Consider the following 24,756-nt stretch of genomic DNA (forward strand, 5'->3'; position numbering starts at 1 on the left):
AGCCGAGGCTCTCAGTGCGAATGTTCCTTGTGGCTGAAGGCGATTTCGACGCGGGGGTCGCGCAACGGCAACAGCGGGCGATCCTTGAGCTGCCAGACGAAATAGGCGATCCACAAGCCGCCGATGCCGACCGGCGCCGCCACCTCCAGCCAGTGGAAGGCGAAGGCTTCGGTGTGAAAACTCGGCGCGATCAACCAGAATAGATCAATGAAACGCATCACGATCATCCCGACCGCGACTTTGACCAGCAGCTCGACCCGCCGCTTCATCTTGCGCGACAGCAGCAGCACGAAGGGCAGCGCGAAATGAAAGACCACAAGCGCCAGCGAGATCCACTGCCAGCCGCCGTGCAGCCGGTGCAAATACCACGGAATCTCCTCGGGCAGGTTGCCGGACCAGATGATGAGAAACTGCGAGAACGAGACATAGGCCCACAGCAGCACGAAGGCAAACATCAAGTTGCCGAGATCGTGAAAATGCTTGGCGACCATGACTTCGGAAAGCGGCCGGTGTTGCGACAGGCGCGCCACCACCACGATGGCGAAGGCCAGCGTGAGCAGCCCCTGCCCCACCACGAACAGCACGCCATAGATGGTCGAATACCAATGGGGATCGAGCGACATCACCCAATCCACCGAAGCGAAAGTGAGCGTGAGCACGTAGATCACCAGGCTCGGCCCGCTCAGTTGCCGCAGCCGGCGGGTGAGCATCAGGTCGCCGCTCTGATCCTGCTGTTTCGACCAGCGATTGAGAAAAAAGATGAGCAGCGCCCAGATGGCAAAATAGGCGATGGTGCGGGCGGTGAAGAACGGCACGTTGAGATAACGCGCTTTGTGCTGCAAAATGGCGTCGCCGCTCACCGCTTCGGGCCGCGCCCACAAATACAATTCCTGGAGGCCGAATGCCAGCGGCAGGAACAGCACGATCATCAGCGGCAGCGTGCGCGAGCTGGCTTCGAGCAGGCGCTGAATGGAAAAGCCCCAGCCGCCACCCACCAAATGATGCAGCGCCAGCAGGGCAAAGCTGCCGAGCGTGAGGCCCAGCCAGAAGAGATAGCCGAGCAGGTAAGATTGAAAGAACTGCGCCGTGCCGAGCGCAGCGCCCACGCCGCACAGTGCCAGCGCCAGCACGCCGACGATCAAGGCGCGTTGTTGCCAGCGGGCCAGGATCGGCGTCAAAGTATCGGCGTGGTTCATGGCGTCGCTCCGAGTTGGGCGCGCTGGCCGGCCGGCACGTCGTCAAGCGTGGCGTTTTGGCTCAATTGCAGGGCGCGGATGTACGCCACAATCGCCCAGCGATCATCGGGCGGCACGCGATCGGCATAGCTGTACATGGTTCCGAATCCATTGGTCATCACATCGAAAAAGTATCCCGCCGGCGCTTCGCGCAGCCGCTGAATATGCAAAGAGGGCGGCCTGCGCATGCCGCGCTGCACGATCATGCCGCTACCGTCACCGAGGCGGGCATGGCAGGGCGCACAGTAAATGTTGTAGCGCTCCTGACCGCGCGCCAGCAGTTTCGGAGTGAGGGCAACGGGCAGGCGATCCACCAACTGGTTGCCGACTTTGCCGGTGTAAAGATAGGCATCGGTGCGGAGCTGGCCGCGGCCGATGGTGCCCGGCACCTGAGGCCGCGAGGCACGGCCATCCGCGAAAACCGTGCTGCCTTCCAGCGGCTCGAGGCGGGGCTGATCATGCATATCCTGCCGGCAGCCGGACGCGAGCACGGCCAGCACCAACAAACCAAGCGTGGTGGCCGAGGGAGAAAGCGAATTCTTCTTGCGGGTCATGCGATACTGTTGGTTTTAATCACGCGATTCAATGTTGTCCCAATAGGCGGCCGCCCTCAAGGCTCGACTTCGTGCACCGCGTCGGGTTGAAGGCTCTCCAAAAAGGCTCTGGTCGTCAGGGGATCGAACTTGGGATCGTTGGCCTGAATGCACAGGAAAAAACGGTCGCGCGAGGCGCGCTCGAAAGGCTCGACGTTGAACACCGGATGATAAGGCTGCGGCAGGCCGTTGAGCGCAAACATCGCCAGCACCGCGGTAAAGGCGGCGAACAAAATCGTGGTCTCGAAGGTGATCGGAATGAACGAGGGCCAACTGTTGAACGGCCGGCCGCCGACGTTGAGCGGATAGTCGATGACGGCGGCATAATATTGAAAAAAGAAGCCGACAAAGCAGCCCACCAGTCCGCCGATCAAAACGATGCGCGGCAGGCGGTTGCGATGCACGTGGATCGCTTCGGCCAGGCCTTCGATTGGAAACGGCGAGTAGGCATCCACTTTGCGGTAGCCTTCGGCATGCGTGCGTTTCGCCGCGGCCAGCAGCGCGCCGGGCGTTGCGAACTCGGCCAGCAGGCCGTAGAGCGCAGTGTCGTTGGTCGATTTCGTGCCGGTATTCATGGGCTGGTATTGACTCCTGGAGTGCGAGAACGGCAGCGGGGCCCGCGGCGCCGCGCTGCCGGCTTGCGTCTGCCAGCTTGGTTTATTTGCGTTCTTCCGTGGGCACCAGCGTGCGCATCTCGAAGATCGAGATGGCGGGCAGCACGCGCACGAACAGGAAGATCAGCGCGAAGAACAAGCCGATGGTGCCGAGATAGGTCGCCCAGTCCCAGGTCGTGGGATAATACATGCCCCACGCGGAGGGCAGAAAATCACGGTGCAGACTGGTGACGACGATGACGAATCGTTCCAGCCACATGCCGATGCTGACCACGATCGAAATCGCGAACAGCCAGATCGTGCTGCTCTGCACCTTTTCGATCCACAACAATTGCGGCACGAGCAGGTTGCAGAGGAGCAAGGCCCAGTAAGCCGGGGCATAGGGGCCGGTCCAGCGATTCCACATCATGTACCATTCATACTGGTTGCCGCTGTACCACGCCATGAAGGCCTCCACGGCGTAGCCATAAGCGACGATCAAGCCGGTGGCCAGCATGATCTTGGCCATGTTGCGCAGATGCACGGTGGTGATGAAATCTTCCAAACCATAGATCGCGCGCAGCGGAATCGCGAGAATCAGAACCATGGCGAAACCGGCATAGATGGCGCCCGCCACGAAGTAGGGCGGAAAGATGGTCGCGTGCCAGCCGGGGATGATCGACATCGCAAAGTCGAAGCTGATCACCGTGTGCACCGACAACACCAGCGGCGTGGCCAGGCCGGCGAGCAGCAGGTAGGTGGTTTCATAGCGCGACCAGTGCACCGCCGAACCGCGCCAGCCCATGGCAAGAAAGCCATAGATCAGGCGCAACCACCGGTTCTTTGTGCGATCGCGCAGCGTGGCCAGATCGGGCAGCAGGCCGATATACCAGAACAGCGCCGAGACCGAGGCATACGTGGTGATGGCAAACACGTCCCACGCCAGCGGGCTGCGGGTTTGCGGCCACAGCGCCATGGTGTTGGGGTAGGGCAACAGCCAATATGCCAGCCACGGCCGGCCGACGTGAATGAGCGGGAAGATGCCGGCACACGCCACCGCAAACAGCGTCATGGCCTCGGCAAAGCGGTTGATCGAAGTTCGCCAAGCTTGCCGGAACAACAGCAGGATGGCGGAGATCAACGTGCCGGCGTGGCCGATACCGATCCACCAGACCAGGTTGATGATCGCGAAGCCCCATCCCACGGGATTGTTGATGCCCCAGATGCCCACGCCCTTGACAAACAAGTAGGCAAGGGCGGCAAACAGCATCATCACGCCGGCAAACGCAATGGTGAATCCGATGATCCAGCCCTTGGGCGTTTTGCGGGTGAGCACGATCGCGCTCACCTTGTCGGTGATCGAGCCGTAAGTGTGGCCGGGCGCGAGTACCGGCGCCTCCTGGCGGTAGTTTGTCAGCTTTTTGATCAGCGTTTCAGTTTGTGCCATGTTTCTTGCGCGATGATTGTCGTCTCGCCTGTGCCTTCCATTCAATTCGCAGCCATTTGCGGCGCTGCCCCAATCTTGCCGGCGCGCAGCTTACGCGTGGCTGCTTTCTTCCGCCAGGGCCGGGTTGGGATTGCGCAGCCGCGCCAGATACGTGGTGCGGGGCCGGGTGTTCAAATCAGTCAGCAGGCCATAGTTGAGCGGGCTCTCTTTCAGCTTGGCCACGCGGCTGTTCGGGTCATTGAGATTGCCGAAGATGATCGCTTGCGCCGGGCACACCTGCTGGCAGGCGGTGAGAATCTCGCCGTCGGCGATGGCGCGTTCTTCCTTCTTGGCTTCGATGCGCGCCGCGTTGATGCGTTGCACGCAGTAGGTGCATTTTTCCATCACCCCGCGCGAGCGTACGGTGACATCGGGGTTGCGCTGCAGCTTGACGATCGGCGTTTCGAAATCGGAATACAGCAGGAAGTTGAAGCGCCGCACTTTGTAGGGGCAGTTGTTGGCGCAGTAGCGTGTGCCCACGCAGCGGTTGTAGACCATGTCATTCAAGCCTTCGGAGCTGTGCACCGTCGCGCCCACCGGACAAACCGGCTCACACGGCGCCTTTTCGCAGTGCATGCACGGCACCGGCTGATGGTAGGTGTCGGGATGATCGAGATCGCCTTCGTAGTAGCGATCCACGCGAATCCAGTGCATCTCGCGGCCGATGAGCACCTGCTCCTTGCCGACCACCGCGATGTTGTTCTCCGACTGGCAGGCGATCGTGCAGGCATTGCAGCCGAGGCAGGCATTCAAATCGATCACCATCCCCCAGGCGTTGTCTTCGTATTTGTGCTCGGGGTAGAGCGTCATCTCCGGCGCCGGCTCGTGGCCCATCTCATGGATGAACTCCGGATGCGCGACGAACTCCGCCAGTGTGCCGGTGCGCACGAGATGGCGATTCTCCATGCTGTGATGCATCTGGCTGGTGGCCAGGCGATGGCGCTCGCCGGTCTTGCGGATTTCCAGGCCGTGCCCAAACCAGGGCGCTGCCGAGGTACGCAACGCATAAGCATTGAATCCGGTGCCGCTGGCAAGCTGGCCGCCGCGGCTACGGCCATAGCCGAAGTGAACGGTCACAGTTGCTTCGGGATGGCCGGGCATGATCCACACCGGCGCATTGACCGTGCGGCCTTGATACTGCAGTTCGACGACCTCCTCATTCTGCAATTTTAGGCGCTGTGCGGTTGCCGGGCTGAGCAACGCGGCATTGTCCCAAGTGAGCTTGGTGAGCGGCTTGGGCAACTCTTGCAGCCAGCCGTTGTTGGCGAAGCGTCCATCACCCACGCTGGGGTCTGGCCGAAAGCAAATGGCGAGACTCGCGCCGGCTGCCGTTCCGGTTGGCGGCGGCAACTGGCCGGTGAACGTAACGGACTTCAGCGGTAGTGCGGTGTTGGCCACTACACCGTCATGCACCGACACCTGCCAGAAGGTTTCAAAGTCCGGCGTATTATGCTGCTTCTGCCAATACTCGCGCACGCTGTCGTAGCCGCTCGAACCGCTTTGGCCGAGCATGACGGCCAGCATCTCATGCGCAGATTTGCTGTTGTACAGCGGCGCAATCAGCGGCTGGATGATCGTCACCGAGCCGTCGAAAGCGCGGCCGTCACTCCACGACTCGAGATAGTGTGATTCGGGAATATGCCAGTGGCACAACGCGGCGGTTTCATCATCATGCAGACTGAGCTGCACGCGCAGACCCACTTTCGCGAGTGCACCGGCGAAATCCAGGTCAGCGGGCGCGGTGAATACGGGATTGCCGCCCATCATCACCAGCACTTCGACGGCGCCGGCGTTCATGTCATTGACCAATTCGCGCAGCGAGGCCATTTGGTCGACCGGCTCGGCCTCGACCGGCGCGGTGTACACGACGGTGTTGCCGGCATTGCCCAACGCATGATTCAAAGCGTGCGCCAGCAGATGCACCACCGGCGGCTGGCTGTCGCCCACGATCACAATGCCGGCGCCGCGGTGAGACTTCAAATCATCGGCAATGGCTTTGATCCATTTCTCCTGGCCGCTGTCGAGCGCAGCCGGCGTGCTGCCAATGCCGCATTCCGCTGCCACCGCCCGCACAATATTCTCGAGGGCAGCCGGCGGCAGCGCCCAACGATGATCCGCCATACTGCCGGTCAGGGTGGGCGTGCTTTCGATCATGTAGAGCCGGTTCATCTTCTGCTCGCCGTCCACGACGCGACGCTGGCTGGAAAATTCGCGGGCGTAACGTACGCTGTTGGGATGATCGATGAGAAAATCGGCGTCGAGCGCGAGAACCACCGCGGCGCGGTCGAAGCGATAGTGCGTCTCCACCACTTCGCCGAATGCCAGGGTGGCACCGGCGCGGGCATGATCGCGGCTGGTGGGTTCGTATTGATGCCATTTGGCCGCCGGGAAGGCTGCCCGCATGCGCTGCAACTGATCCGCCAGCGTCGGAGAAGTGACGGTTTCGGTGAGCACGCGCAGGCCTGCGCCCTGCTTTTGGCGCAGCGCTTCCAGCTTCAAGTTGAACTCGGAGAGAAAAGCTTCCCACGTGCTCACCCGGCCCGTGCGCGTGACCACCTGCGCCCGGTCGGGATCATAGAGTGTCAGCACCGAGGCTTGCGCGAAAATGTCCGTTGCGCCCAGGCTGGCAGGATGCTCGGGATTGCCTTCGACTTTGGTGGGCCGGCCCATGTGGCTTTCCGCCAGCAAACCCTGCGCGAAACCGCGCTGCAGCATGGCCGTGGCAAAATAGACCGGCTTGCCGGGCACGATTTGCTCGGGCGGCTGCACGTAGGGAAAAATCTTCTCCACCGGCTGGCGCGTGCACGCATTCAGACCGGCGAGCGCCAGCGAGGCGCCCATGAACTTGAGAAAATTGCGGCGATTGACGGCGCTGGAATAATCCACCACACCGGGCGCGAATTCATTTTCCACGAACTGCTGGAAGGCCGGCGTTTCGGCCAACTCTTCCAGACAGCGCCAATACTGCTTGCCCTGCTTGCCGTTCAAGCGCCGGCGAATCTCCTCCAAATCGAGGTGAGGGGTATCGGTCATCGTGCTCATCGATGGCAAATGGAACAATCGGTTAGTTTGCGAATCTGATATTCCTGCACCAGTTGGGCGCCGAGTTTCTCTTGATCCTCCGCCTGCCAGGTGGTGCTGAAAACCTGGTCGCGCGGCCGTACGAATTTCTCCGGATTGCGATGGCATTGCAGACACCAAGCCATCTCCAACGGGTTCTCGCGCCAGGTGAGCGCCATCTCCTGAATCGGGCCGTGACAGGTCACGCACCCGACTCCCTTTTTCAGATGGATGCTGTGGTTGAAATAAGCGAAGTCGGGGAGATCATTGACCCGCACCCAGGCAATCGCACGATCGCTGCGCCAGCTTTCGCGCACCGGCTCGAGGATTTCCGCGGTGGTGTGAATCTGGGAATGGCAGGTCATGCAGGTTTTCGTGGCGGGAATGCCGGCGAAAGCGCTTTCTTCCACGGAGGTGTGGCAGTAACGGCAGTCGATGCCGAGTTGGCCGACGTGATGGCGGTGGCTGAAGGCCACGGGCTGCTCGCGCACCACATTGGCCTGCGTCACGTAGGAGGAACGTTCAAGAACCAGCATCAACCACAGGAAACCGCCGACAAAAAAGACTGCGCCGAAAATGCTTACTTTGGAAAGGGTGTTTGTACTCGGATGAAAAATCTGAGCCATCAGAATTCTCGAATCAATGATCAGGCCGAAAGCTGTTTTCAAATTGCCTAAGCATACTGCAGGCGGGCACGCCTGAGCCGCGATGGTTCACCGGGCCGGCGCGACGACTTGGTGGGAGTGCTCCCTACCCTTCCTGACTTGCATACAGCGAAGCGGGCTTGCACCGGCGAGCCTAATCATCTCCTCGAACTCGCCGGACAGCCTGATTGCACACGATGTGGTTCAAAACAGGTGACAAAAATAGAAAAGAATCCTCCATTGTCAAGCGATTTCCTTGTCGTCTCTGAGAAAATTCATGGCGCAGCGCGGCATGAATGTGCCTTCGCGCAGCGCGTCATTTCGTCGCAACTGCCTTCTTCATTGGCTCCTTAACCATCCGCGCGCGCGGGTCACGGCCTTGCGCCAGTTTTGATAAAGATGCTGGCGCTCGTCCTCCGGCATCCGCGGTGAAAAGCGCGTTTCCTCGCGCCAGTGTTGTGCGAGGTCATCGAGATCGCGCCAGCAGCCAACCGCCAATCCCGCCAGATAAGCAGCGCCCAGCGCCGTGGTCTCCGTCACCGCCGGACGCACCACCGGAGTGGGCACGATGTCCGCCTGAAACTGCATGAGCAAGTCATTACGCACGGCGCCGCCGTCCACGCGCAATTCGGTGATGGTGGTGTTGGCGTCTTCCTGCATCGCCTCGGCAAGATCGCGCGCTTGATAGGCAATGGCTTCCAGCGCGGCGCGCGCCAGATGGCTGCGATTAGTGCCGCGCGTCAACCCCACGATCGTACCGCGCGCCTCAGCATCCCAATACGGTGAACCCAGCCCGGTGAACGCCGGCACGAGATAGACTCCGCCATTGTCTTTTGCCTGCGCCGCCAAGTGCTCGATCTCGGCCGCCGAGTTGATGATTTGCAATTCATCGCGCAGCCACTGCACCACGGCGCCCGCGACAAACACCGAGCCTTCGAGCGCATATTGCACTTTGCCGCCGCCGATCTGCCAGGCAATCGTGGTCAGCAGGCCGTGCTTCGAAGCAAACACCTGCCCGCCGGTTTGCATGAGCATGAAACAGCCGGTGCCATAGGTGTTTTTCAGCATGCCCGGCTGAAAACAGGTTTGCCCGAACAGGGCGGCTTGCTGATCGCCCGCGATGCCGGCAATCGGAATCTCCGCGCCCAACCACTCCGCAGCCGCCAGCCCAAAGAGGCTGCTGCTGGGCCGCACTTTGGGCAGTAGCGCCGCCGGAATATCGAACGCCGCCAGCAAATCGCGATCCCAATCAACTTCATGAATGTTGAACAACATTGTGCGCGAGGCATTCGAGCAATCCGTCGCGTGAACCTTGCCGCCGGTCAGCTTCCACAACAGCCAGGTGTCGATCGTACCGAAGGCGAGATCGCCCTGCTGGGCGCGCGGCCGCAGCCCCGGAACATTGTCCAACAGCCACTTGATTTTCGTGGCGGAGAAATAGGGATCCGCCACCAGGCCGGTGCGCTGGGAAATCTCCTGGCGCCACTTGCTCGCGCGCAGCTCTTCGCAGATCGCGGCGGTGCGCCGATCCTGCCAGACAATGGCGGGATGCACGGGCATGCCGGTCTTGCGCTCCCACAGCAAAGTGGTCTCGCGTTGATTGGTGATGCCGATCGCCAAGAGGTCGCTGCCGCGCAATCCGGCTTTCTGCAGCGCGGCGCGCGCGGTGCTCAGTTGCGTCTCCCAAATTTCCTCGGGATCATGCTCCACCCAGCCGGGCCGGGGATAATGCTGCTGGAATTCCTGCTGCGCCCAGGCCAGCATGCGGCCCTCTTGATCGAAAATGATGCTGCGACTGCTGGTGGTGCCCTGATCCAACGCCAGGAGGTATTTCATTGTGATTCTCCTTGCCCATGATGACTCGCTGCCGGTTGATGCGCTCTCATTCCGCGGCCGGCCTTTCCGACTTCGCCAAGAGCTGAGTGAGCACGGCCACCTCCGCGGTCGGCAATTGGCACGCGTAGTTTTCGCAAACGTAGGCAGTGGCCTTGCCCGCGAGCATGGTCATGGCGGAGAACATCGGCAATCTTTCATGCAAGAACTCTTTGCCCTCGCCGCCGGCCAGCAGCAAAATCTTGTTGGGTAGAAAGCGTTCGTGCACGGCGCGCAGCAGGACTCTCGTGTCGTCCGCCTGCGGGTCGCCGGCGATGATGATTTGCACCGGTTTGTTTTGGCTGAAATCCATGGTCGCGAGCATCTGCGGCGCGGCATGCGGCATTTGCTCCAGCCGGGCTGCAAACAGCCGCTGCGTGCGTTCAGCGAGTTCCCACCAGTGCGGCTGGTCGAGCATCTGCGCCAGTCGCAGCAGATTGGCCGCCGCCACGGCGTTGCCGGAAGGCTCGGCACCGTCATACTCCTCTTTCATGCGCAGCAGGATCGATTGATCCTCGCCGGGCGTGTCATAGAAGCCGCCGCCGTCGGCATCGCCAAACAGGCGAATTTGGGTTTCGGTCAGCTTCTCCGCGAATTGCAGCCAGGCGATCTCGAAACCGGCTTCATACAAATCCAGCAAGCCCTGCACCAAAAAGGCATAGTCATCGAGCTGGCCCGGATGTTTGGATTCGCCGTCGCGATAGCGCCGTTTAAGCGCAGCGCCGGCGGGATCATAATTCTTGGCGAGCACGAACGCCGCCGCGCGCCCGGCCGCTTCGAGATACATGCGCTCTTCCAGAACTTGATAGGCGCGGGCAAACGCGGAAATCATCAAGCCGTTCCACGCCGTGATGATCTTGTCGTCAAGATGTGGCCGCGGCCGGTGCTGGCGCGCTTCGGACAACTGCGCCCGGCAGCGGTCGCTGGCTTTGAGAATCTCCTCCTCCGGCCGGGCAAAATGAACCGCGGCCTCTGCCGGCGTGCGGGCGGCATAGAGCACGTTGCGGTCGCCAAACTCGCCGTGAGGATCGCTGAGGGTGTTGCCGCTGTCGCTCACGCCGTAGAGAAAATTGAGAATCTCCGCATCCCGGTCGCCGAGCAGATCCACGATTTCCTGCTTGCGCCATAGATAGAACGCGCCCTCCTCCTTTTCTTCGGGATGCGCGGGATTCGGCGCGCTGTCGGCATCTTCCGCGGAATAAAAGCCGCCGTCGGGATGGGTCATGTCGCGCAGCACATAGTCGAGCACTTCGCGGGCAACCTGCGCGTAGAACGGCGCGCGCGTGAGCTGATAGGCCTCCAAGTAGGCGCACGCCAGTTGCGCTTGATCATACAGCATCTTTTCAAAATGCGGCACGCGCCAATGCGCATCCACCGCGTAGCGGTGAAATCCGCCACCGAGATGATCATACATGCCGCCTGCCCACATGCAGCGCAGCGTGTGCAGCGTCATGTCGAGCGCGCTTTTTTCCTGCGTGCGGCTATGATAACGCAGGAGGAAATTGAACACCGCCGGCCGTGGAAACTTGGGCGCGCTGCCGAAACCACCCAGGCGCTCATCATAGCTGCGATCGAACTGGGCAAACGCGGCGCGTGCCAGTGATGTCCAAGCCACCGGCCCCTCCGCCCTCTGAGCGGCCCCTTGCTCCTGCATGGCCTGCATGATTTGCGAGCTCGATTCCAGCACCTTTTCGCGCTGCTCCTGCCAGGCGCGGCTGAGCTGCAGCAAGAGTTGCGGAAAACCCGGCCGGCCATAGCGTGACTCCGGCGGAAAATACGTGCCGGCATAAAACGGCTTGAGGTCCGGCGTCAGCCAGGCCGAGAGCGGCCAGCCGCCGGCGCCGGTCAGGCCTTGCACCACCGCCATGTAAACGCGATCGACATCCGGCCGCTCCTCACGATCGACTTTGATGCAGACATAATGCTCGTTCATGATGGCGGCGATGCTGTCGTTTTCAAATGACTCGCGCTCCATCACGTGGCACCAATGACAGGTGGAATAGCCGATGGAAAGAAAGATGGGTTTGTTCTCGTGCCGCGCTTTGGCGAACGCCTCCTCGCCCCAGGGATACCAATCCACCGGGTTGAAGGCATGCTGCAAAAGATACGGGCTTTTCTCGTGAATCAGGCGGTTGGGTTTCCGACCTTGCGCCAGGTTTGCGGCGATGGCAGCAGAAAAAGCGTTCATTTTATCCTCGGCTAGCTGTTGAGCGACTGCGCGTGGCGAGGGCGGCAACACGACATGATGCAGCTTGAAATGGCTCGCGGCCAGACCGGCGAGCGCGAGCACGGCGAAGACAAAGACGACGGCGTGTCCGTTTGAGATCTTCACGAGCACCTTAATGGAGTCTGTCCAGGAATGAAATAACCGCTCGGGCGCTTTGCAGCAATCTTCCCCGGCACTTGGCACCGCCTCATGCTGCGAGAATCGCGGCGGCGGAGAGACCGCCGGAGAACTCGCGCAGACCCAGGCAATCTACTCGGCCAGAAAAATCTCGAGAAATTCCTCGACTTGGGAGAAATCCTGGAACAGATAATCCGGCGCGGCGGCGCGTAACTCGGCGAAGCTGTAGTCGCCGGTGGCCACCGCAATGGCGCCGGCGCCATGCGGCCGGGCGCACGCCACGTCGCGCGGCGTGTCGCCGATCACATACACGTCGTGATTGTGCGGAACAAAGTTGTATTTCTCCTGCACCCGGCGGAGGGCATGCGGCACCAGCTTGTTGCGGTCGCTTTCATCATCGCTGAAAGCGCCGAACTCGAAGTACTTCCACAAATCGAAGTACCGCAGCTTGATTTCCGCGGCCTGGTGCCAGTTGCCGGTGAGCAACCCGAGGTGGAACTGCGGCAGCGCGTGCAGCCGCTCGAGCAGCTCGGGAAAGCCGGGCATCAGGCGGCGCTTGGGCCGCGGCCGCTGCATGTCGGCAGCGAGATGAATGAAATAGCGCTCTTGGTAGCGTTCCAGTTCCTCTTCCCGCCAGGGCAGGCCGCATTTAAGGATGGCGTCCTGGAAAATCAGCGTGTCGGTGCGGCCCGAAACCGGAATGCCCTCGAACGCATCCGGAATGCCGTAGAGTTCTTCGAAGGCTTGGCTCATGCCGTGCAGGCCCGAGCCGCCGGAGTGGATGAGTGTGCCGTCAATATCGAACAAGAGAATCTTCACGTGAGGCGCAACTCCTGTGTTGGTTGAATGAAATGCCGCCGATTGAACTGCAAACGGATGGCCGGCAATATAAGACATCGGCGGACAAATCGAAACGGCTTTTTGCTGCTTGCATGTGACAGCCCAAAATGATACTATTGCAGCCGATTCCGCCAAGAAAGGGATTTCATGATCGAGCCAAAAACGTTTTATCGCAAACTCGATGTCTTGCTGACGACCATTGGCCGGGAAAAATCCGGCAAGAACTTCCTGTTTACCATTCTGCGCGCCATCGAACAGAATTTCAGCGCGGATTTGCATATCAGCAATGGCCGCATTTACGAAGAAGCGGGCGACGAGTTTGTCCAAGTGCGGCGTCCCGGGCAGTCCAAAACCACACGCGGCACGGCCAGCATTGCCGCCGATTCCGAAGCGGTGAAGTTGCTGCTCAAATACGGCAGCTACATCTATGATGATCCGGCGCTCAGCATCGACAGCGAGATCAACCAGCAGCCAGAGTATGCCATTCCCGCGGCCTTTACCGTGGTGCGCAGCCCCAACGACCGCTGGATTGTGGTGTTCGAGCTCAAAGCCGGCTGGGTGCGGGAGGAGATCGAGTTTTGCATGAACGCGGTGCGCGCGGCGTTGAACTATCGCTTGTTTTCCGATGCGGTCAAAAGCGGACTGGAACAGGCGGCACACATTCAGAACAGCTTGTTGCCCCAGGCGCCGCCGCAAATCAAGGGCTATGAGATTGCCGGCCGCTCACAGCCGGCAGAACTGGTGGGCGGCGATTTGTTCGACTATTTCACGTTCAGCAATGAAATGTTCGGGGTCAGCATCGGCGACGCCAGCGGCCACGGCCTGCCGGCCGCGCTGCTGGTGCGCGACGTGGTTACCGGCTTGCGCATGGGTTTGGAAGAGCAAATGAAAATGGTGCACACGCTCAAGAAGCTCAACCGGGTGATTCATCGCAGCACTTATTCCACCCGCTTCGTCTCGCTGTTCTACGGCGAGATCGAAAGCAACGGTCACGTCATCTATGCCAATGCCGGCCATCCTTCGCCGCTGCTCGTGCGCGGCAACGCAGTGACCGAGTTGAAGCCGACCGGCATCATTCTGGGCGCGCTGCCCGAGTTGTCGATTCACCGCGCGCTCGCCAACTTCGAGCGGGGCGTGGTAATGGCGATGTACAGCGACGGCATCTTCGAACGCAGCAACGCGGCAGGCGAGGCCTACGGCCTGGAGCGGCTGCAGAATCTGATCATTGCCAACCAAGAAAAAAGTGCCGCGGAAATTCTCGAGACGGTGTTCAACACGGTGTTCGAATTTGGCGAAAGCGCGAAGTGGGAAGATGACGCCTCGCTGGTGATCATCAAGCGGCTGGCGGAGTGAAAGGCGATCGGTCGCGGCCACATTGCAATCGGCGCAAGAAGGAGCCGTGCAGCGTGACAAGCCGGGGGTGCAAGGCCGGCCTTGACGTTGTCAAGCTCATCCCGCCGAAGCAGAGAAAAGCCTCCGATCTTCGAATGCTGCGTAGTTCGCCAAGTTGGTTTCGAGCGGGGGAGAAAGTTGCAGCCGCGGATTCATTCGCCGGCGCGGCGACGGTCATGAGGGAGGGAAAACAGAGGCCTGGGCAACAGTACTCTCATGCACTGTTGCCTTTGCTGCATCTGCAGACTTCATTCTGCCATCAAAGGTGGCTCTGGTGAGATTCTTGCCTCCGGCCGCAAGGCGCACAAGATTCTCACCGAATGGCACACGCGCAGTTGCGCAATCTTCAAGGCGGCAACCCCTCAATTGCGCTTGGCCGCCCAGTCGCGGATCAGGGCGATGATGTCGCGCGTGTCGGTGCCCGGGCCGAATACCCGCGTGATGCCCTGCCGCTCCAGTTCCGCGGCGTCATCCGGCGGGATGGTACCGCCGGCGAGCAGCAGCACGTCGGACATGTCGTTCTTCTTCATCAGCTCCAGCACGCGCGGGAACAGCGTCATGTGCGCGCCGGAGAGCATCGAGATGCCGATGACTTCGACGTCTTCCTGCAGCGCCGCTTCGACGATCATCTCGGGCGTTTGATGCAGCCCGGAATAGATCACCTCGAAACCGGCATCGCGCAAGGCGCTGGCAATGATTTTCGCGCCACGGTCATGGCCATCGAGTCCGAGCTTGCCTACCAGAACACGAATTTTGCGCTCCATGAAACGGCATACTCCTTATTCAAGTTTTGTTTTCGGATTTCTCTTTGGGATGTTCTCGTCAACATTGTGCCTCCAACCTCACCTCCCGCAAGCCGCCTGGCGACCGGCATAAGGCTCCGCAAAATTCTCAAAACACCGGCTCCTCCCGCCAGGTGCCGTAGACGGTCTTGAGTTCGTTGATGATCTCCCCGAGCGTGCAGTAAGCCATGCTGCAGTCGATCAGCGCCGGCATGATGTTGCGGCCCTCCTGCGCCGCTTCCTTCAGCTTCGCCAGCGTCTGCCGCACCGCGGTGTTGTTGCGCTCGGCGCGCAGCCGGGCGAGATTTTGCGCCTGCTGCTTCTCGACGCTGGCATCGATCTTCAGAATCGGAATGTCGAGCTTTTCATCCGGCTCGACAAAGGCATTCACGCCGACGATTAGCCTTTCCTTCTTTTCGATCTCATCCTGATACCGCCGCGCCGCCGCGGCGATCTCACGCTGGAAAAATCCCTCTTTGATCGCGGGAATCACGCCGCCGAATGCCTCGATCTTGCGGAAATACTCCTCCGCCTCCTGCTCCATCTGGCTGGTGAGATGCTCGATGAAGTAGGAGCCGGCGAGCGGATCGACGGTGTTCACCACTCCCGTTTCATACGCAATAATTTGCTGGGTGCGGAGCGCGATCTTGGCGGCAAATTCCGTGGGCAAGGCCCAGGTTTCGTCGAGCGAATTGGTATGCAGCGACTGCGTGCCACCGAGCACGCCCGCCAGTGCCTCGAAGGCGGTGCGCACGATGTTGTTCATCGGCTGCTGGCCGGTGAGGGAACAGCCGGCGGTTTGCGTGTGAAAACGCAGTTTCCACGAGCGCTCGTCTTGGGCGCCGTAGCGATCGCGCATGCGGCGCGCCCAAATGCGGCGGGCCGCGCGAAACTTGGCGATCTCTTCGAAGAAATCGAGATGCGAGTTGAAGAAGAAGGACAGCCGCGGCGCGAACGCATCGACCGCCAGGCCGGCTTTCATCGCCGCCTCGACGTAGGCGAAACCGTCCGCCAGGGTGAAGGCGAGTTCTTGCACCGCGGTGCTGCCGGCTTCGCGAATGTGATAGCCGCTGATCGAGATGGTGTTCCATTCCGGCACGTGGCGGGTGCAATACTCGATGGTGTCCACCACGATCTTCATCGACGGCTCGGGCGGAAAGATGAATTCCTTTTGTGCGATGTATTCTTTGAGAATGTCGTTTTGCAGCGTACCGCGCAATTTGCTTTCGGGCACGCCCTGCTTTTTGCCGACGCAAATGTAAAATGCGAGCATGACGGCCGCCGGCGAGTTGATCGTCATCGAAGTGCTGACCTTGTCGAGCGGAATGCCTGCGAACAGCACCTCCATGTCGCGCAGCGAGGAAATGGCGACGCCGCAGACGCCCACTTCACCTTCGGCGAGCGGATCGTCGGAGTCGCGGCCCATCAACGTCGGCAAATCGAAGGCAGTCGACAATCCGGTCTGGCCGTTTTCCAGAAGATATTTGAAGCGTTGGTTGGTATCCGCGGGTGTGCCGAAGCCGGCGAACTGGCGCATGGTCCACAAGCGGCCGCGGTGCATGTTGGCATGAATGCCGCGCGTGTAGGGAAACTCACCGGGGAGGCCGATATCGCGGAGCGGATCGATGTGATCGACGTCATCAGGGCCGTAGAGATCCTTGATCGGCACGCTGGAGGTGGTCATGAATTTGCCCGGCCGGTCTTTGAATTGCGGCCGGGTTTCACGCTGCCAACGCGCGCGTTCTTGCGGGTATTGCGCTTTCTCTTTCGACATGATAGGCTCCGCTGGAATGGGTTGGTGATCGCCGAGGGCTACTGTGCACTTGGGAAAAAGCAAGAAATGGCGGCCCGGCTCCCAAAAAAGGCGCGGCTAAAATACGCCAAACCGCAGGCAAAGTCAAGACTGCACGACCGCGCCTTCGCCTGTGACAAACAGAAATACGGCCAGAAGGCGCTCAAAGCCAGAACAAGATTCTGAAAGCTCTAATAGCAAAACGATTTGGGACAAGACGATTGAACTTGAATCCTGCGTGCTTCTCGTGCTGAATGATAGGAGAACCCTGGAAAATACCGGGTGAAATGCCAGTAGGCCAAAAGGCGTTCAGAATCAGAACAAAAATCCTGGAAGATTTTTGACCACAAAGCAAACGCTTGCACCGCGGAGCCGCGGAGTTTTGGAATCAAAAGAGTCCTTCTCGGCGCTCTTCGCGTCTTCACGGTGAGCTGTTGAGGTGAATGGCACCGGCGTGTGCCTAAATATTCACAAGATCCTTACTGGATGACAGTGGTAGTGGATACCTCGTGTGAGACAACAGTGTACGAATCGGGCATATTGCTGCCCGCGGGCTTCAGGTTTCAGCTTGTCTGAAAACTGGCGTAGTCTGCTACCTGCCTTCGTGGAAGTGTTTTTTCGAAACGTCAATCAAACGAATCTGGTGAGATACTTGCGCTGTGCCCGAGTCCTCACAGGATCCTTGCAGAATGACAGTGATGATGGTTTTGCCCAAAATGGTCTTGCCTGAAATTTCTCCCAGCGCCGCCTGAAGGGTTGCCGTTTTCACTGGTTTGCAAGCTGACGTCGCGGCCGCTAACCGGCCAGGTTGTAGTAGACTTTCTCGGAAATCTCCGCCCAGGCGGAAATCTGCTTGCGGAACTGCTCAAAGGAAGTGTAGACCTTCTTGCTCATCGCGTCGCGCGAAGTGATTTCATCGATGACTTCGGCTGAGAGCCGGCGAAAGGCAGCGAGCACGTCATCCGGGAATTTCTTGATCGCGACGCGCTTCTCCTGAATGATCTTCTGGAGGTAGAGGTTATTCTTCGCTTCGAATTCGCTGAGCATCCAGGCATTGGCGCGGGCGGCGGCGGTGCGAATGATGGCCTGCAAATCAGCCGGCAGGCTCTCGAACGCGGTTTTGTTCACCGCCAATTCCAGCACCGGGCCCGGTTCGTGCCAGCCGGGATAGTAGTAGTATTTCGCGATCTTGTGCAGACCAAGCAAGTAATCGTGATAAGGCCCCACCCATTCCGTGGCATCGATGACGCCGCGCTCGAGATTAGTGTAGATTTCCGAACCCGGCGTGGACAAGCCATTGCCGCCGGCTTTGTCGATCACCTTGCCACCCAAACCCGGGATACGCATCTTCAGGCCTTTGAGGTCGGCGACGGAATTGATCTCTTTATTGAACCAGCCGCCCATCTGCACGCCGGTGTTGCCCGCGGGCATGGGCAGGAGATTGAACGGCGCATAGGCCTCTTCCCAGAGCGCCAACCCGCCGCCGCACGACAGCCAGGCGTTCATTTGCTGGGCATTCATGCCGAACGGCACGGCGGAAAAGAACGGCGCCGCCGCGCATTTGCCGGTCCAATAGTAGGACACGCCATGACTCATCTCCGCGATGCCCTGCCACACCGCTTCGAATGCTTCAAACGGCGGCACCAGTTCGCCGCCGCCGTAGACTTGAATCTTGAGGCGGCCCTCCGACATTTCCGCGATCCATTGCGCAATCAAGTCCGCGCCTTCGCCCATCACGGGAAAATGCGGCGGCCAGGTCGTCACCATTCTCCATTCATAGATTTTACGCGTGTGCACCGCAGGCGCGCCGGCGGCGGTTTGTGCTTCAGGCTGCGCGCTGCAGCCTGCCAGCCAGGCGCCGCCGGCAAGCGCTGCCGAGGAGGCATTCTTGAGGAAGACTCTGCGATTGAGGGTTTTCATGCGAAATCCGATCGGCAAGATTACAGCGGTTTTCAATTGGGTGAGCAGGTTGGTGGTCCCCGCTCTTTGTGGGCGGCCGGCAAAGCCAATAAGCTCGCGGATGCCACAGTGCCCCGCGAGCGGGCAAGACTGCGATTCCTGCGCACGCATTTGAAGACCGCAACAAGAACTACAGACAAGACAGGAAAGCGATCAGGCCGGCGCTCTGCGGGTAGCCGGCATGCGCGCGCAGGCAGGAGAATATTCCTGGAGACAGATTGTATTTGTCCGACAATGCTTCAATCTCGGCTGAGCCGAGGTTTCCAAAACTTCGAGTGTCGTGAGAATTCTGATGGTATTGCCGGCGCTGCTATTTGTTGTCATCCTTCACGCCGGCGAGGCTACATGCTCTGCAGCGGGCGGATCCGTTTTTTCCGTCTCTTCCTGATACTTCTTCAGCTTGCGCCACAAAGTCGTGCGGCCAATGGCGAGCAGGCGCGCGGCTTCGTCGTAGTTGCCTTGGCAATGTGCCAGGGTGTCCAGAATGTGCCGCTTCTCGACTTCTTCCAACGTCAGGCGGCCGTTCAAGACGGAGGCGGGCCGGCTCACGCTTTTCTGCAGGGACTCGGGCAATTCGAGCACATCGATTTCGGCATCGAGGGAGAGCGCGACGGCGCGTTCGATGGCGTTTTCAAGCTCGCGCACGTTGCCCGGCCAGTCGTGGCTGGTGAGGCGGGCGAGGGCCGCGCCGGTGAAATCGCGCGCGGGCCGGCGCAGCCGCGTGGCGAATTTCTGCAGGAAATGGCGGGCCAGCAGGGGAATATCTTCCGGCCGTTCGCGCAACGGCGGCAAATCCAGACGAATGACGTTGAGGCGATAGAACAAATCGCTGCGGAACCCGCCTTGTTCGACCATCTCTTCCAAATCGCGATTGGTGGCGGCGATGACGCGCACGTCGAGCAACATGGTGTGATTGCTGCCCACGCGTTTGATCTCGCCCTCCTGCAAAAAGCGCAACAGTTTGACTTGCAGCGCGATCGGCAGCTCGCCGATTTCATCCAGAAAGATGGTGCCGGTGTGCGCCTCTTCGAACAGGCCTTTCTTGTCGCGCAGCGCGCCGGTGAAGGCGCCGCGCACGTGGCCGAACAATTCGCTTTCCAGCAGGTTTTCGGGAATCGCGCCGCAGTTGACCACGACGAACGGCTGACGGGCGCGGGTGCTTTCGTCGTGAATGGCGCGCGCCACCAGTTCCTTGCCGGTGCCGCTTTCACCTTGAATCAGAATCGTGATGTCGGTGCGCGCCACGCGCGCGATCAGCTCGAACACCTTCTGCATGGGCCGGCTGCTGCCCACCATCGCGCCGAAATGAAACGGCTCTTCCGAATTGGCCCAAGCCAGGAATTGCTCGGCCTCACGCGCAATCCAGCCGGCGACTTTCTGCTCGATTTCGCGGCGATCGGGCCGGCTGCGTTCCAAAATGCGATTGAGGTCGCTACGCGTGAAGTAAAAGAGATTGTCCGCTTTCGCCAGCGCCTGGCCGCCGCTGGTTTCGCTGGTGAGATCGGCAAGCAGCACGGTGGCATGCTGCCGGTGGGCAACCAGATTCGCGAGAGATTTGCCCTCCACCAAAGGCGCAAGCGCGGCAAAGATCAATATCAAATCGGCGCGCGGGAGAGATTTGCTGCTTTCGAGCGGTACTGCCACGGCCGCCGGCAGGGTCTTGCTCATGCGCATTTCCTCGCGCGCATCAGCCGCTATGAAACAGAGCTTGCCGAGGCCGGCCTGCCGCAGCGCATGCGCAGTGGCAATAGCTTCGGTACTGGTTCCGATCAGCAGGGCCTGACGCTCGCGCAGAGTGCCGAATATCTTGCCGGCCACTTCGATGATGGCCGGTGCGAGCGCGGTCGTGCCTTCGAACCAACTGGTTTCGCTGCGCACTCGTTCGGAAAGCCAGAGTGCGCGCTGAAAGAGGCGGTTGAGAATGACGCCGGCGTGAGCGTTTTCCTGGGCGGCGGCCAGCGCCTTGCGCAAAGCAACGGCGTGCTGCGGCTGCAGATGCCCGCTTGGCATCCATCCCACCGCGGCGCGCAGGAAATGAGAAACCGCTGCAATGCCCTGCCGGCTGGCGACAGGCTGCGGCGCGGCGCCGGCCAGCACAAGCTGCAGCATGGCATTGACCGCCTCCTCTCCGGGCGCAGCAGCGGCAGCCGTGCGCGCGTTGGAGGCGAGATAAAGCTCCAACAGCTCCGGCCCGGCCACCAACAGCCACTCATCTACGTTGAGATGCTGCAGCCGCCGGCTCAACTCCGGCGAAGCCAGCGCTTCCTCATCCAACGTGAAGCCCGGCGTGTGCGGAAAAGGGAGGTAGGAAACGTGAAACCACATATGTTCAGAAAGCGGAGAACCTTAGATTGTCGGTGATAAACGTCTGTCCGGAAACGAAGAAACCGCCCGGGCGCTTGCGTCTGAGGCGTGCACAAGCCTGGCAGAACGTGCTCTGGCTCATGACGAAGCGCCCAGGCGGTGGTGTTGTCGGTCAGGACTCACAAGGCCCGGCGGCAACGGCCGGGCGTGAGCTTCATGCACCGGTCCGCGACTCAGCGAAAGCTGTGAACCTGGGTGAAAGCCAGTGAGACGATCAGAAACGAAAACATCAACCAGCCAAAGCCGAACAGCGAAACCATCGCAGCGCGGCGGCCCTGCCACCCCACGGAAATGCGGCTGGCCCAATGCCAAAAGTAGATCAACCACGTCAGTCCGACCGCGAAGAATTTGGCGTCCCAGGTGAAGAAATGCTCGGCGATTTTGGTGGCTTCATAGATGCCGAGCGCGATGCCCACCGTCAGAAACACCAAGCCGGTGTTGATGGCGCGGTTGCTGAGCGATTCGAAAAAGGCAAGGGAGGGCAGGCGGCGGTAGAACAAGCCGGTGCTTTTCTTTTGCAGCTCGCGGGACAGCAACAGGTAAAGCACGCTGGCGATGAAGGAAATCGCAAACGCGGAATAGGCAAACAGCAGCACGATGACGTGGATTTCATAGACGATTTCGTGCAGCAGCAGCGCCGGCAGCTCGCGGTTGAGGTCGATGCCGAGATTCGACAGCACGTGCAGGATCAAAATGACCGGCTGGATGAACATGCCCAGCGAGCGTTCGCGCAACCGCCATTCCAGGCTGAGATAGACCACACCGAAGAGCCAGGCACAGGTGGTAAGCGCTTCGAACACACTGGTCACGGGCAAATGCCCCAGCGTCAGGCTGAGCAGGAGGAGATACCCCAAATGCGCGATCACAGCAACCAGTGCGAAGGGATTCAAACCGCGGCCGGCCTGTTCCTGCGCCTGGCGAAAGGTGTAGATGTAATGGCTTCCGGCGACCGCATAGAGAACGCCAACCAACCATTGCAGCAGATGGATCATGGCCACACGAGCAATTCAGTGCACGCAACACGTTTGTGGAATTTCACCGCGGGCACGCGACTCCGGCCGCAGGCTGGATAAAGATAGGCAAATATTCCTCACTTGCAAGAATTCAAACACAAAAGCCAGCCCGTCGCTTGACAGGCTGGCTTGGCATACTTGAAGGAAGCCCGGCGACTGCCGGGCCGAATCCTTTGGGCCGGCGTGGCCGCAGCCTCCCGCTCACTCCTGGGCCTTTTCGACCGGCTCCATTTTGATCAAAAGTTGCACCAGCGGCTGCTCGCGCAATTCCGCGGCATTCAAGATCTTCACCACTTCACGGAAACCCGGCCGTGAGATCTGCACAATGTGGTTCTGAGCGCTGGTCAAAGTGATCTTCACCGGCGATTGCCCGTAGTAGCGATCATCAACGATCACCTCGGCGCCCGAGGGACTGGTGTTGATCTGCAACGTGACGAGATCGGCAGGCGCGGGTGGCGGTGCAGCGGGAACGGGCGTCACAATCGGCGCAGGCGCTGCCGGCTGGCTCGGCGCCGGCGCGATCACCTCCGGCGCTGGCCGCGTGATGATGGGCCTTGCATCAGTCGTCTCCGGCGCCGGTTCGATGATGTAAGGTCGCGGCACCGGCTGCCCGGTTTGCCCGGCAACAGGATTCACTTCCGCGGGTCTCTTTTCCGCCAGCAGCGGCTCGTAGCGCAGTTGAAAGCGCGCCGGGTTTTGGCGCAGCCGGCCGCGGCTGTCCTTGTCCAACGCCACCTGCAAAACCGTGCGTTGGTCGGGCAACACCTTCACTTCCTCATCTGTGATGATATCAAACACTTGTTCACGCCAAAAGCCCACAACGTGATATTCGGCTTTGACCTCATAAATTCCGTGCTGCAGCCGCAGCGGGTAGGTATAGGTGGAAGTGAAGTTCGAGAGTTTTTCGAGGGGAGAGATTTCCTGGCCATTCACGCGCAGCACAACGAAGTTGCGGTAGCTCTTGCCGGCGTCTGCGACGTTGGTGATCTTGATCACCAAGTTTTCCGGCTGCTCGCGCATTTCGCGCTCTGGCAGTTGCTGTTTGGGCTTGAGCTTGCCATAGGCGCGGTCCGTGGTCAAGCGGCCGCTGGCACACCCCAGCAGCCCGAGGGACAGCAGGAGCGCGGTGAGCAGTGCCGCACGCGAACAGGAAGGGATGAAGCGAAAAGCGTAACGACTGGGGGCTGGCATGGTGTCCTCCGATGCGTTGAAGTTTATCGTCATGCAGGCTGGCATCTCGAACATTAGGTTGGGAAACGGACATTCATTGAACAACACACTCTCCGTCAAAGTTCACGGGAATTTTGGCCGCCTTTCACCGCCGGGCGACGACGGCAACGTGCCGCGCTTTGCCGCAAACCGTGACATTCAAAAAGCGCGACGCGCGGGTTTCGTCGATCGATCATCCCTCGGGCGGTAGCGTGACTCTGGCCAAACCAGCGCGATCGCGAAGTTTCCTCAGCTTGGTTCGTTTGCAGTCTGGCAGATTGCGCTACAGCAGGGTATCGGCATATTTCAAGCCGGAGCCGGTATTGAAAACCACCACTCGTTCTTCCGGCTTGATCCAACCGGCGGCAGCGAGCAATCGTGCGGCCTCCACTGCGGCTGCGCCTTCAGGGCAAAAGAAGATGCCGGTCGCGCGCGAATAGGCGCGCGTCACCGCAGCGATGGAATGCTCCGCCACCGCGACTGCGGTGCCGTGGCTGTCGCGCAGGATGCGCAGGATGAGAAAATCACCGACTGCGCGTGGCACGCGCAAGCCCGCCGCAACCGTGGCCGCATGCTGCCACTCCGGCGCGTGCTCCAATCCCTGCTCGAAAGCCCGAATGATGGGCGCGCAACCGTCGGACTGCACCGCTACCATGCGCGGGCGGTGCGCGGTGATCCAGCCCAGGCCTTCCATCTCATCAAAGGCTTTCCACATGCCGATCAAACCGGTGCCGCCGCCGGTGGGGTAAATGATCACATCGGGAAGTTGCCAGTCGAATTGCTCGGCCAGCTCGTAGCCCATCGTCTTCTTGCCTTCCACGCGATAGGGTTCTTTGAGCGTCGAGAGATCGAACCAGCCGTGGGTGGCCTTGCCTGCCAGCACTTTCTTCGCGCAATCCGTGATCAAGCCCTCGACCAGCTCCAAATGCGCGCCATAGAACTCGCACTCGCGCTGAAAGGCGGCCGGCACGTCTTTGGGCATGAACACATGCGCCGGCATGCCTGCGCGTGCGGCATAAGCGGCAGTGGCGCTGCCGGCATTGCCGGCCGAGGGAACGGCGATTTGCTGCACGCCCAATTCCTTGGCGCGCGAAATCGCCAGACACATGCCGCGCGCTTTGAAAGAAGCGGTGGGATTCGGCGACTCGTCTTTGATCCACAAATGAGAAAGGCCGAATTCTGCTGCGAGATGTTCAACGGGCAGCAGCGGCGTCCAGCCTTCGCCGAGCGAGACGCAGTGCTTCTCCTCCTGTACCGGCAACATGGGCGCGTAACGCCACAAGCTGGCCGGCGCGTGGCGCAGATCCGCCGGTGACCAATGCTGGCGCGCCGCGGCGACATCATAGCGGGCAAACAAGGGCGCCCCGCAGACGCACAATTCGCAGCGTTCGTGCTTGGCGAAGGTGCGCGCGCAGCGCGTGCAGGCGAGATGGGTAAAGAAAGAACGAAATGAATTCATTGTTCTCTGTCCACGGGCGAGATGGTGAGGGAATTGTCAAATCGTTGACGTCCGAACCCATTCCAATCTCGGCTGAGCCGAGGTTTCAGAAGCTGCGCGCACGCCGAAATCGCTGTGGG

At 60.4% G+C, this 24,756-nt stretch carries 18 protein-coding genes; 2 read left to right on the top strand and 16 right to left on the bottom strand.

Translation table 11 applies throughout. The features are described 5' to 3' along the window. Nucleotides 1-11: 11 nt before the first annotated feature. The 9 genes from L6R21_04330 to L6R21_04370 all read right to left on the bottom strand — a co-directional run bounded on the left by L6R21_04330 (nucleotide 12) and on the right by L6R21_04370 (nucleotide 12,646). Nucleotides 12-1,196 carry a hypothetical protein gene (locus tag L6R21_04330; GenBank protein MCK6558405.1) on the bottom strand — a complete coding sequence of 395 codons (1,185 nt, stop codon included), beginning with the start codon at nucleotides 1,194-1,196 and terminating at the stop codon, nucleotides 12-14. Beyond that, nucleotides 1,193-1,789 carry a cytochrome c gene (locus L6R21_04335; GenBank protein ID MCK6558406.1) on the bottom strand — a complete coding sequence of 199 codons (597 nt, stop codon included), beginning with the start codon at nucleotides 1,787-1,789 and terminating at the stop codon, nucleotides 1,193-1,195. Before L6R21_04335 ends, L6R21_04330 begins: the two co-directional genes overlap by 4 nt. 56 nt (nucleotides 1,790-1,845) lie before the next feature. Further along, complete coding sequence (locus tag L6R21_04340) at nucleotides 1,846-2,403, bottom strand: DUF3341 domain-containing protein (GenBank protein MCK6558407.1); 558 nt, start codon at nucleotides 2,401-2,403, stop codon at nucleotides 1,846-1,848. 82 nt (nucleotides 2,404-2,485) lie between these two features. Continuing rightward, nucleotides 2,486-3,868, bottom strand: coding sequence for a polysulfide reductase NrfD (gene nrfD / locus L6R21_04345; GenBank protein ID MCK6558408.1), 1,383 nt, complete (start codon nucleotides 3,866-3,868; stop codon nucleotides 2,486-2,488). Between the two features lie 90 nt (nucleotides 3,869-3,958). Then, entirely contained in the window at nucleotides 3,959-6,949 is a 2,991-nt protein-coding gene (locus L6R21_04350; GenBank protein MCK6558409.1) for a TAT-variant-translocated molybdopterin oxidoreductase, read from the bottom strand. Beyond that, complete coding sequence (locus L6R21_04355) at nucleotides 6,946-7,593, bottom strand: cytochrome c family protein (protein MCK6558410.1); 648 nt, start codon at nucleotides 7,591-7,593, stop codon at nucleotides 6,946-6,948. Before L6R21_04355 ends, L6R21_04350 begins: the two co-directional genes overlap by 4 nt. Nucleotides 7,594-7,950: 357 nt before the next feature. Then, nucleotides 7,951-9,447: a glycerol kinase GlpK gene (gene glpK / locus L6R21_04360; protein MCK6558411.1), complete on the bottom strand. Its 1,497-nt coding sequence runs from the start codon at nucleotides 9,445-9,447 to the stop codon at nucleotides 7,951-7,953. A 46-nt stretch (nucleotides 9,448-9,493) separates the two neighbouring features. Further along, the gene (locus L6R21_04365) at nucleotides 9,494-11,815 is read right to left on the bottom strand and encodes a thioredoxin domain-containing protein (GenBank protein MCK6558412.1); all 2,322 of its coding nucleotides are present in this window, start codon (nucleotides 11,813-11,815) and stop codon (nucleotides 9,494-9,496) included. A gap of 144 nt (nucleotides 11,816-11,959) precedes the next feature. Beyond that, nucleotides 11,960-12,646: an HAD family hydrolase gene (locus L6R21_04370; protein MCK6558413.1), complete on the bottom strand. Its 687-nt coding sequence runs from the start codon at nucleotides 12,644-12,646 to the stop codon at nucleotides 11,960-11,962. A 168-nt stretch (nucleotides 12,647-12,814) separates the two neighbouring features. On the opposite strand from L6R21_04370, the gene L6R21_04375 reads away from it, so the two are divergent. Continuing rightward, complete coding sequence (locus L6R21_04375) at nucleotides 12,815-14,020, top strand: PP2C family protein-serine/threonine phosphatase (protein MCK6558414.1); 1,206 nt, start codon at nucleotides 12,815-12,817, stop codon at nucleotides 14,018-14,020. 401 nt (nucleotides 14,021-14,421) lie between these two features. Here the strand turns inward: L6R21_04375 and L6R21_04380 are convergent, their stop codons facing one another. After that, nucleotides 14,422-14,823 (bottom strand): cobalamin B12-binding domain-containing protein, encoded by a 402-nt coding sequence (locus L6R21_04380; protein ID MCK6558415.1) that lies wholly within the window; start codon nucleotides 14,821-14,823, stop codon nucleotides 14,422-14,424. Nucleotides 14,824-14,950: 127 nt separating this feature from the next. After that, on the bottom strand, nucleotides 14,951-16,615 hold the full coding sequence (locus L6R21_04385; protein MCK6558416.1) for a methylmalonyl-CoA mutase family protein: 1,665 nt from the start codon (nucleotides 16,613-16,615) through the stop codon (nucleotides 14,951-14,953). 24 nt (nucleotides 16,616-16,639) lie between these two features. Between L6R21_04385 and L6R21_04390 the strand changes: the two genes are divergently transcribed. Beyond that, complete coding sequence (locus L6R21_04390) at nucleotides 16,640-16,819, top strand: hypothetical protein (protein MCK6558417.1); 180 nt, start codon at nucleotides 16,640-16,642, stop codon at nucleotides 16,817-16,819. 609 nt (nucleotides 16,820-17,428) lie between these two features. Here L6R21_04390 and L6R21_04395 read toward each other — a convergent pair. From L6R21_04395 to L6R21_04415, 5 genes are all read right to left on the bottom strand, one after another. After that, nucleotides 17,429-18,553 carry a TRAP transporter substrate-binding protein gene (locus L6R21_04395; protein MCK6558418.1) on the bottom strand — a complete coding sequence of 375 codons (1,125 nt, stop codon included), beginning with the start codon at nucleotides 18,551-18,553 and terminating at the stop codon, nucleotides 17,429-17,431. 366 nt (nucleotides 18,554-18,919) lie between these two features. Then, entirely contained in the window at nucleotides 18,920-20,917 is a 1,998-nt protein-coding gene (locus L6R21_04400; protein ID MCK6558419.1) for a sigma 54-interacting transcriptional regulator, read from the bottom strand. 212 nt (nucleotides 20,918-21,129) lie between these two features. Further along, nucleotides 21,130-21,948 (bottom strand): cytochrome c biogenesis protein, encoded by an 819-nt coding sequence (locus L6R21_04405; GenBank protein MCK6558420.1) that lies wholly within the window; start codon nucleotides 21,946-21,948, stop codon nucleotides 21,130-21,132. Between the two features lie 222 nt (nucleotides 21,949-22,170). Continuing rightward, nucleotides 22,171-23,160 (bottom strand): PEGA domain-containing protein, encoded by a 990-nt coding sequence (locus L6R21_04410; protein MCK6558421.1) that lies wholly within the window; start codon nucleotides 23,158-23,160, stop codon nucleotides 22,171-22,173. 301 nt (nucleotides 23,161-23,461) lie between these two features. Next, the gene (locus tag L6R21_04415) at nucleotides 23,462-24,637 is read right to left on the bottom strand and encodes a threonine synthase (protein MCK6558422.1); all 1,176 of its coding nucleotides are present in this window, start codon (nucleotides 24,635-24,637) and stop codon (nucleotides 23,462-23,464) included. Nucleotides 24,638-24,756: the final 119 nt, after the last annotated feature.

Source organism: bacterium (assembly GCA_023150945.1).
Lineage (GTDB): Bacteria > Zhuqueibacterota > Zhuqueibacteria > Zhuqueibacterales > Zhuqueibacteraceae > Coneutiohabitans.

What these genes read in the sequence shown, in the direction of transcription:
- L6R21_04330 (MCK6558405.1), bottom strand. Translation starts at nt 1,196, where the DNA reads ATGAACCACGCCGATACTTTGACGCCGATCCTGGCCCGCTGGCAACAA.
- L6R21_04335 (MCK6558406.1), bottom strand. Translation starts at nt 1,789, where the DNA reads ATGACCCGCAAGAAGAATTCGCTTTCTCCCTCGGCCACCACGCTTGGT.
- L6R21_04340 (MCK6558407.1), bottom strand. Translation starts at nt 2,403, where the DNA reads ATGAATACCGGCACGAAATCGACCAACGACACTGCGCTCTACGGCCTG.
- nrfD (MCK6558408.1), bottom strand. Translation starts at nt 3,868, where the DNA reads ATGGCACAAACTGAAACGCTGATCAAAAAGCTGACAAACTACCGCCAG.
- L6R21_04350 (MCK6558409.1), bottom strand. Translation starts at nt 6,949, where the DNA reads ATGAGCACGATGACCGATACCCCTCACCTCGATTTGGAGGAGATTCGC.
- L6R21_04355 (MCK6558410.1), bottom strand. Translation starts at nt 7,593, where the DNA reads ATGGCTCAGATTTTTCATCCGAGTACAAACACCCTTTCCAAAGTAAGC.
- glpK (MCK6558411.1), bottom strand. Translation starts at nt 9,447, where the DNA reads ATGAAATACCTCCTGGCGTTGGATCAGGGCACCACCAGCAGTCGCAGC.
- L6R21_04375 (MCK6558414.1), top strand. Translation starts at nt 12,815, where the DNA reads ATGATCGAGCCAAAAACGTTTTATCGCAAACTCGATGTCTTGCTGACG.
- L6R21_04380 (MCK6558415.1), bottom strand. Translation starts at nt 14,823, where the DNA reads ATGGAGCGCAAAATTCGTGTTCTGGTAGGCAAGCTCGGACTCGATGGC.
- L6R21_04385 (MCK6558416.1), bottom strand. Translation starts at nt 16,615, where the DNA reads ATGTCGAAAGAGAAAGCGCAATACCCGCAAGAACGCGCGCGTTGGCAG.
- L6R21_04395 (MCK6558418.1), bottom strand. Translation starts at nt 18,553, where the DNA reads ATGAAAACCCTCAATCGCAGAGTCTTCCTCAAGAATGCCTCCTCGGCA.
- L6R21_04400 (MCK6558419.1), bottom strand. Translation starts at nt 20,917, where the DNA reads ATGTGGTTTCACGTTTCCTACCTCCCTTTTCCGCACACGCCGGGCTTC.
- L6R21_04405 (MCK6558420.1), bottom strand. Translation starts at nt 21,948, where the DNA reads ATGATCCATCTGCTGCAATGGTTGGTTGGCGTTCTCTATGCGGTCGCC.
- L6R21_04410 (MCK6558421.1), bottom strand. Translation starts at nt 23,160, where the DNA reads ATGCCAGCCCCCAGTCGTTACGCTTTTCGCTTCATCCCTTCCTGTTCG.
- L6R21_04415 (MCK6558422.1), bottom strand. Translation starts at nt 24,637, where the DNA reads ATGAATTCATTTCGTTCTTTCTTTACCCATCTCGCCTGCACGCGCTGC.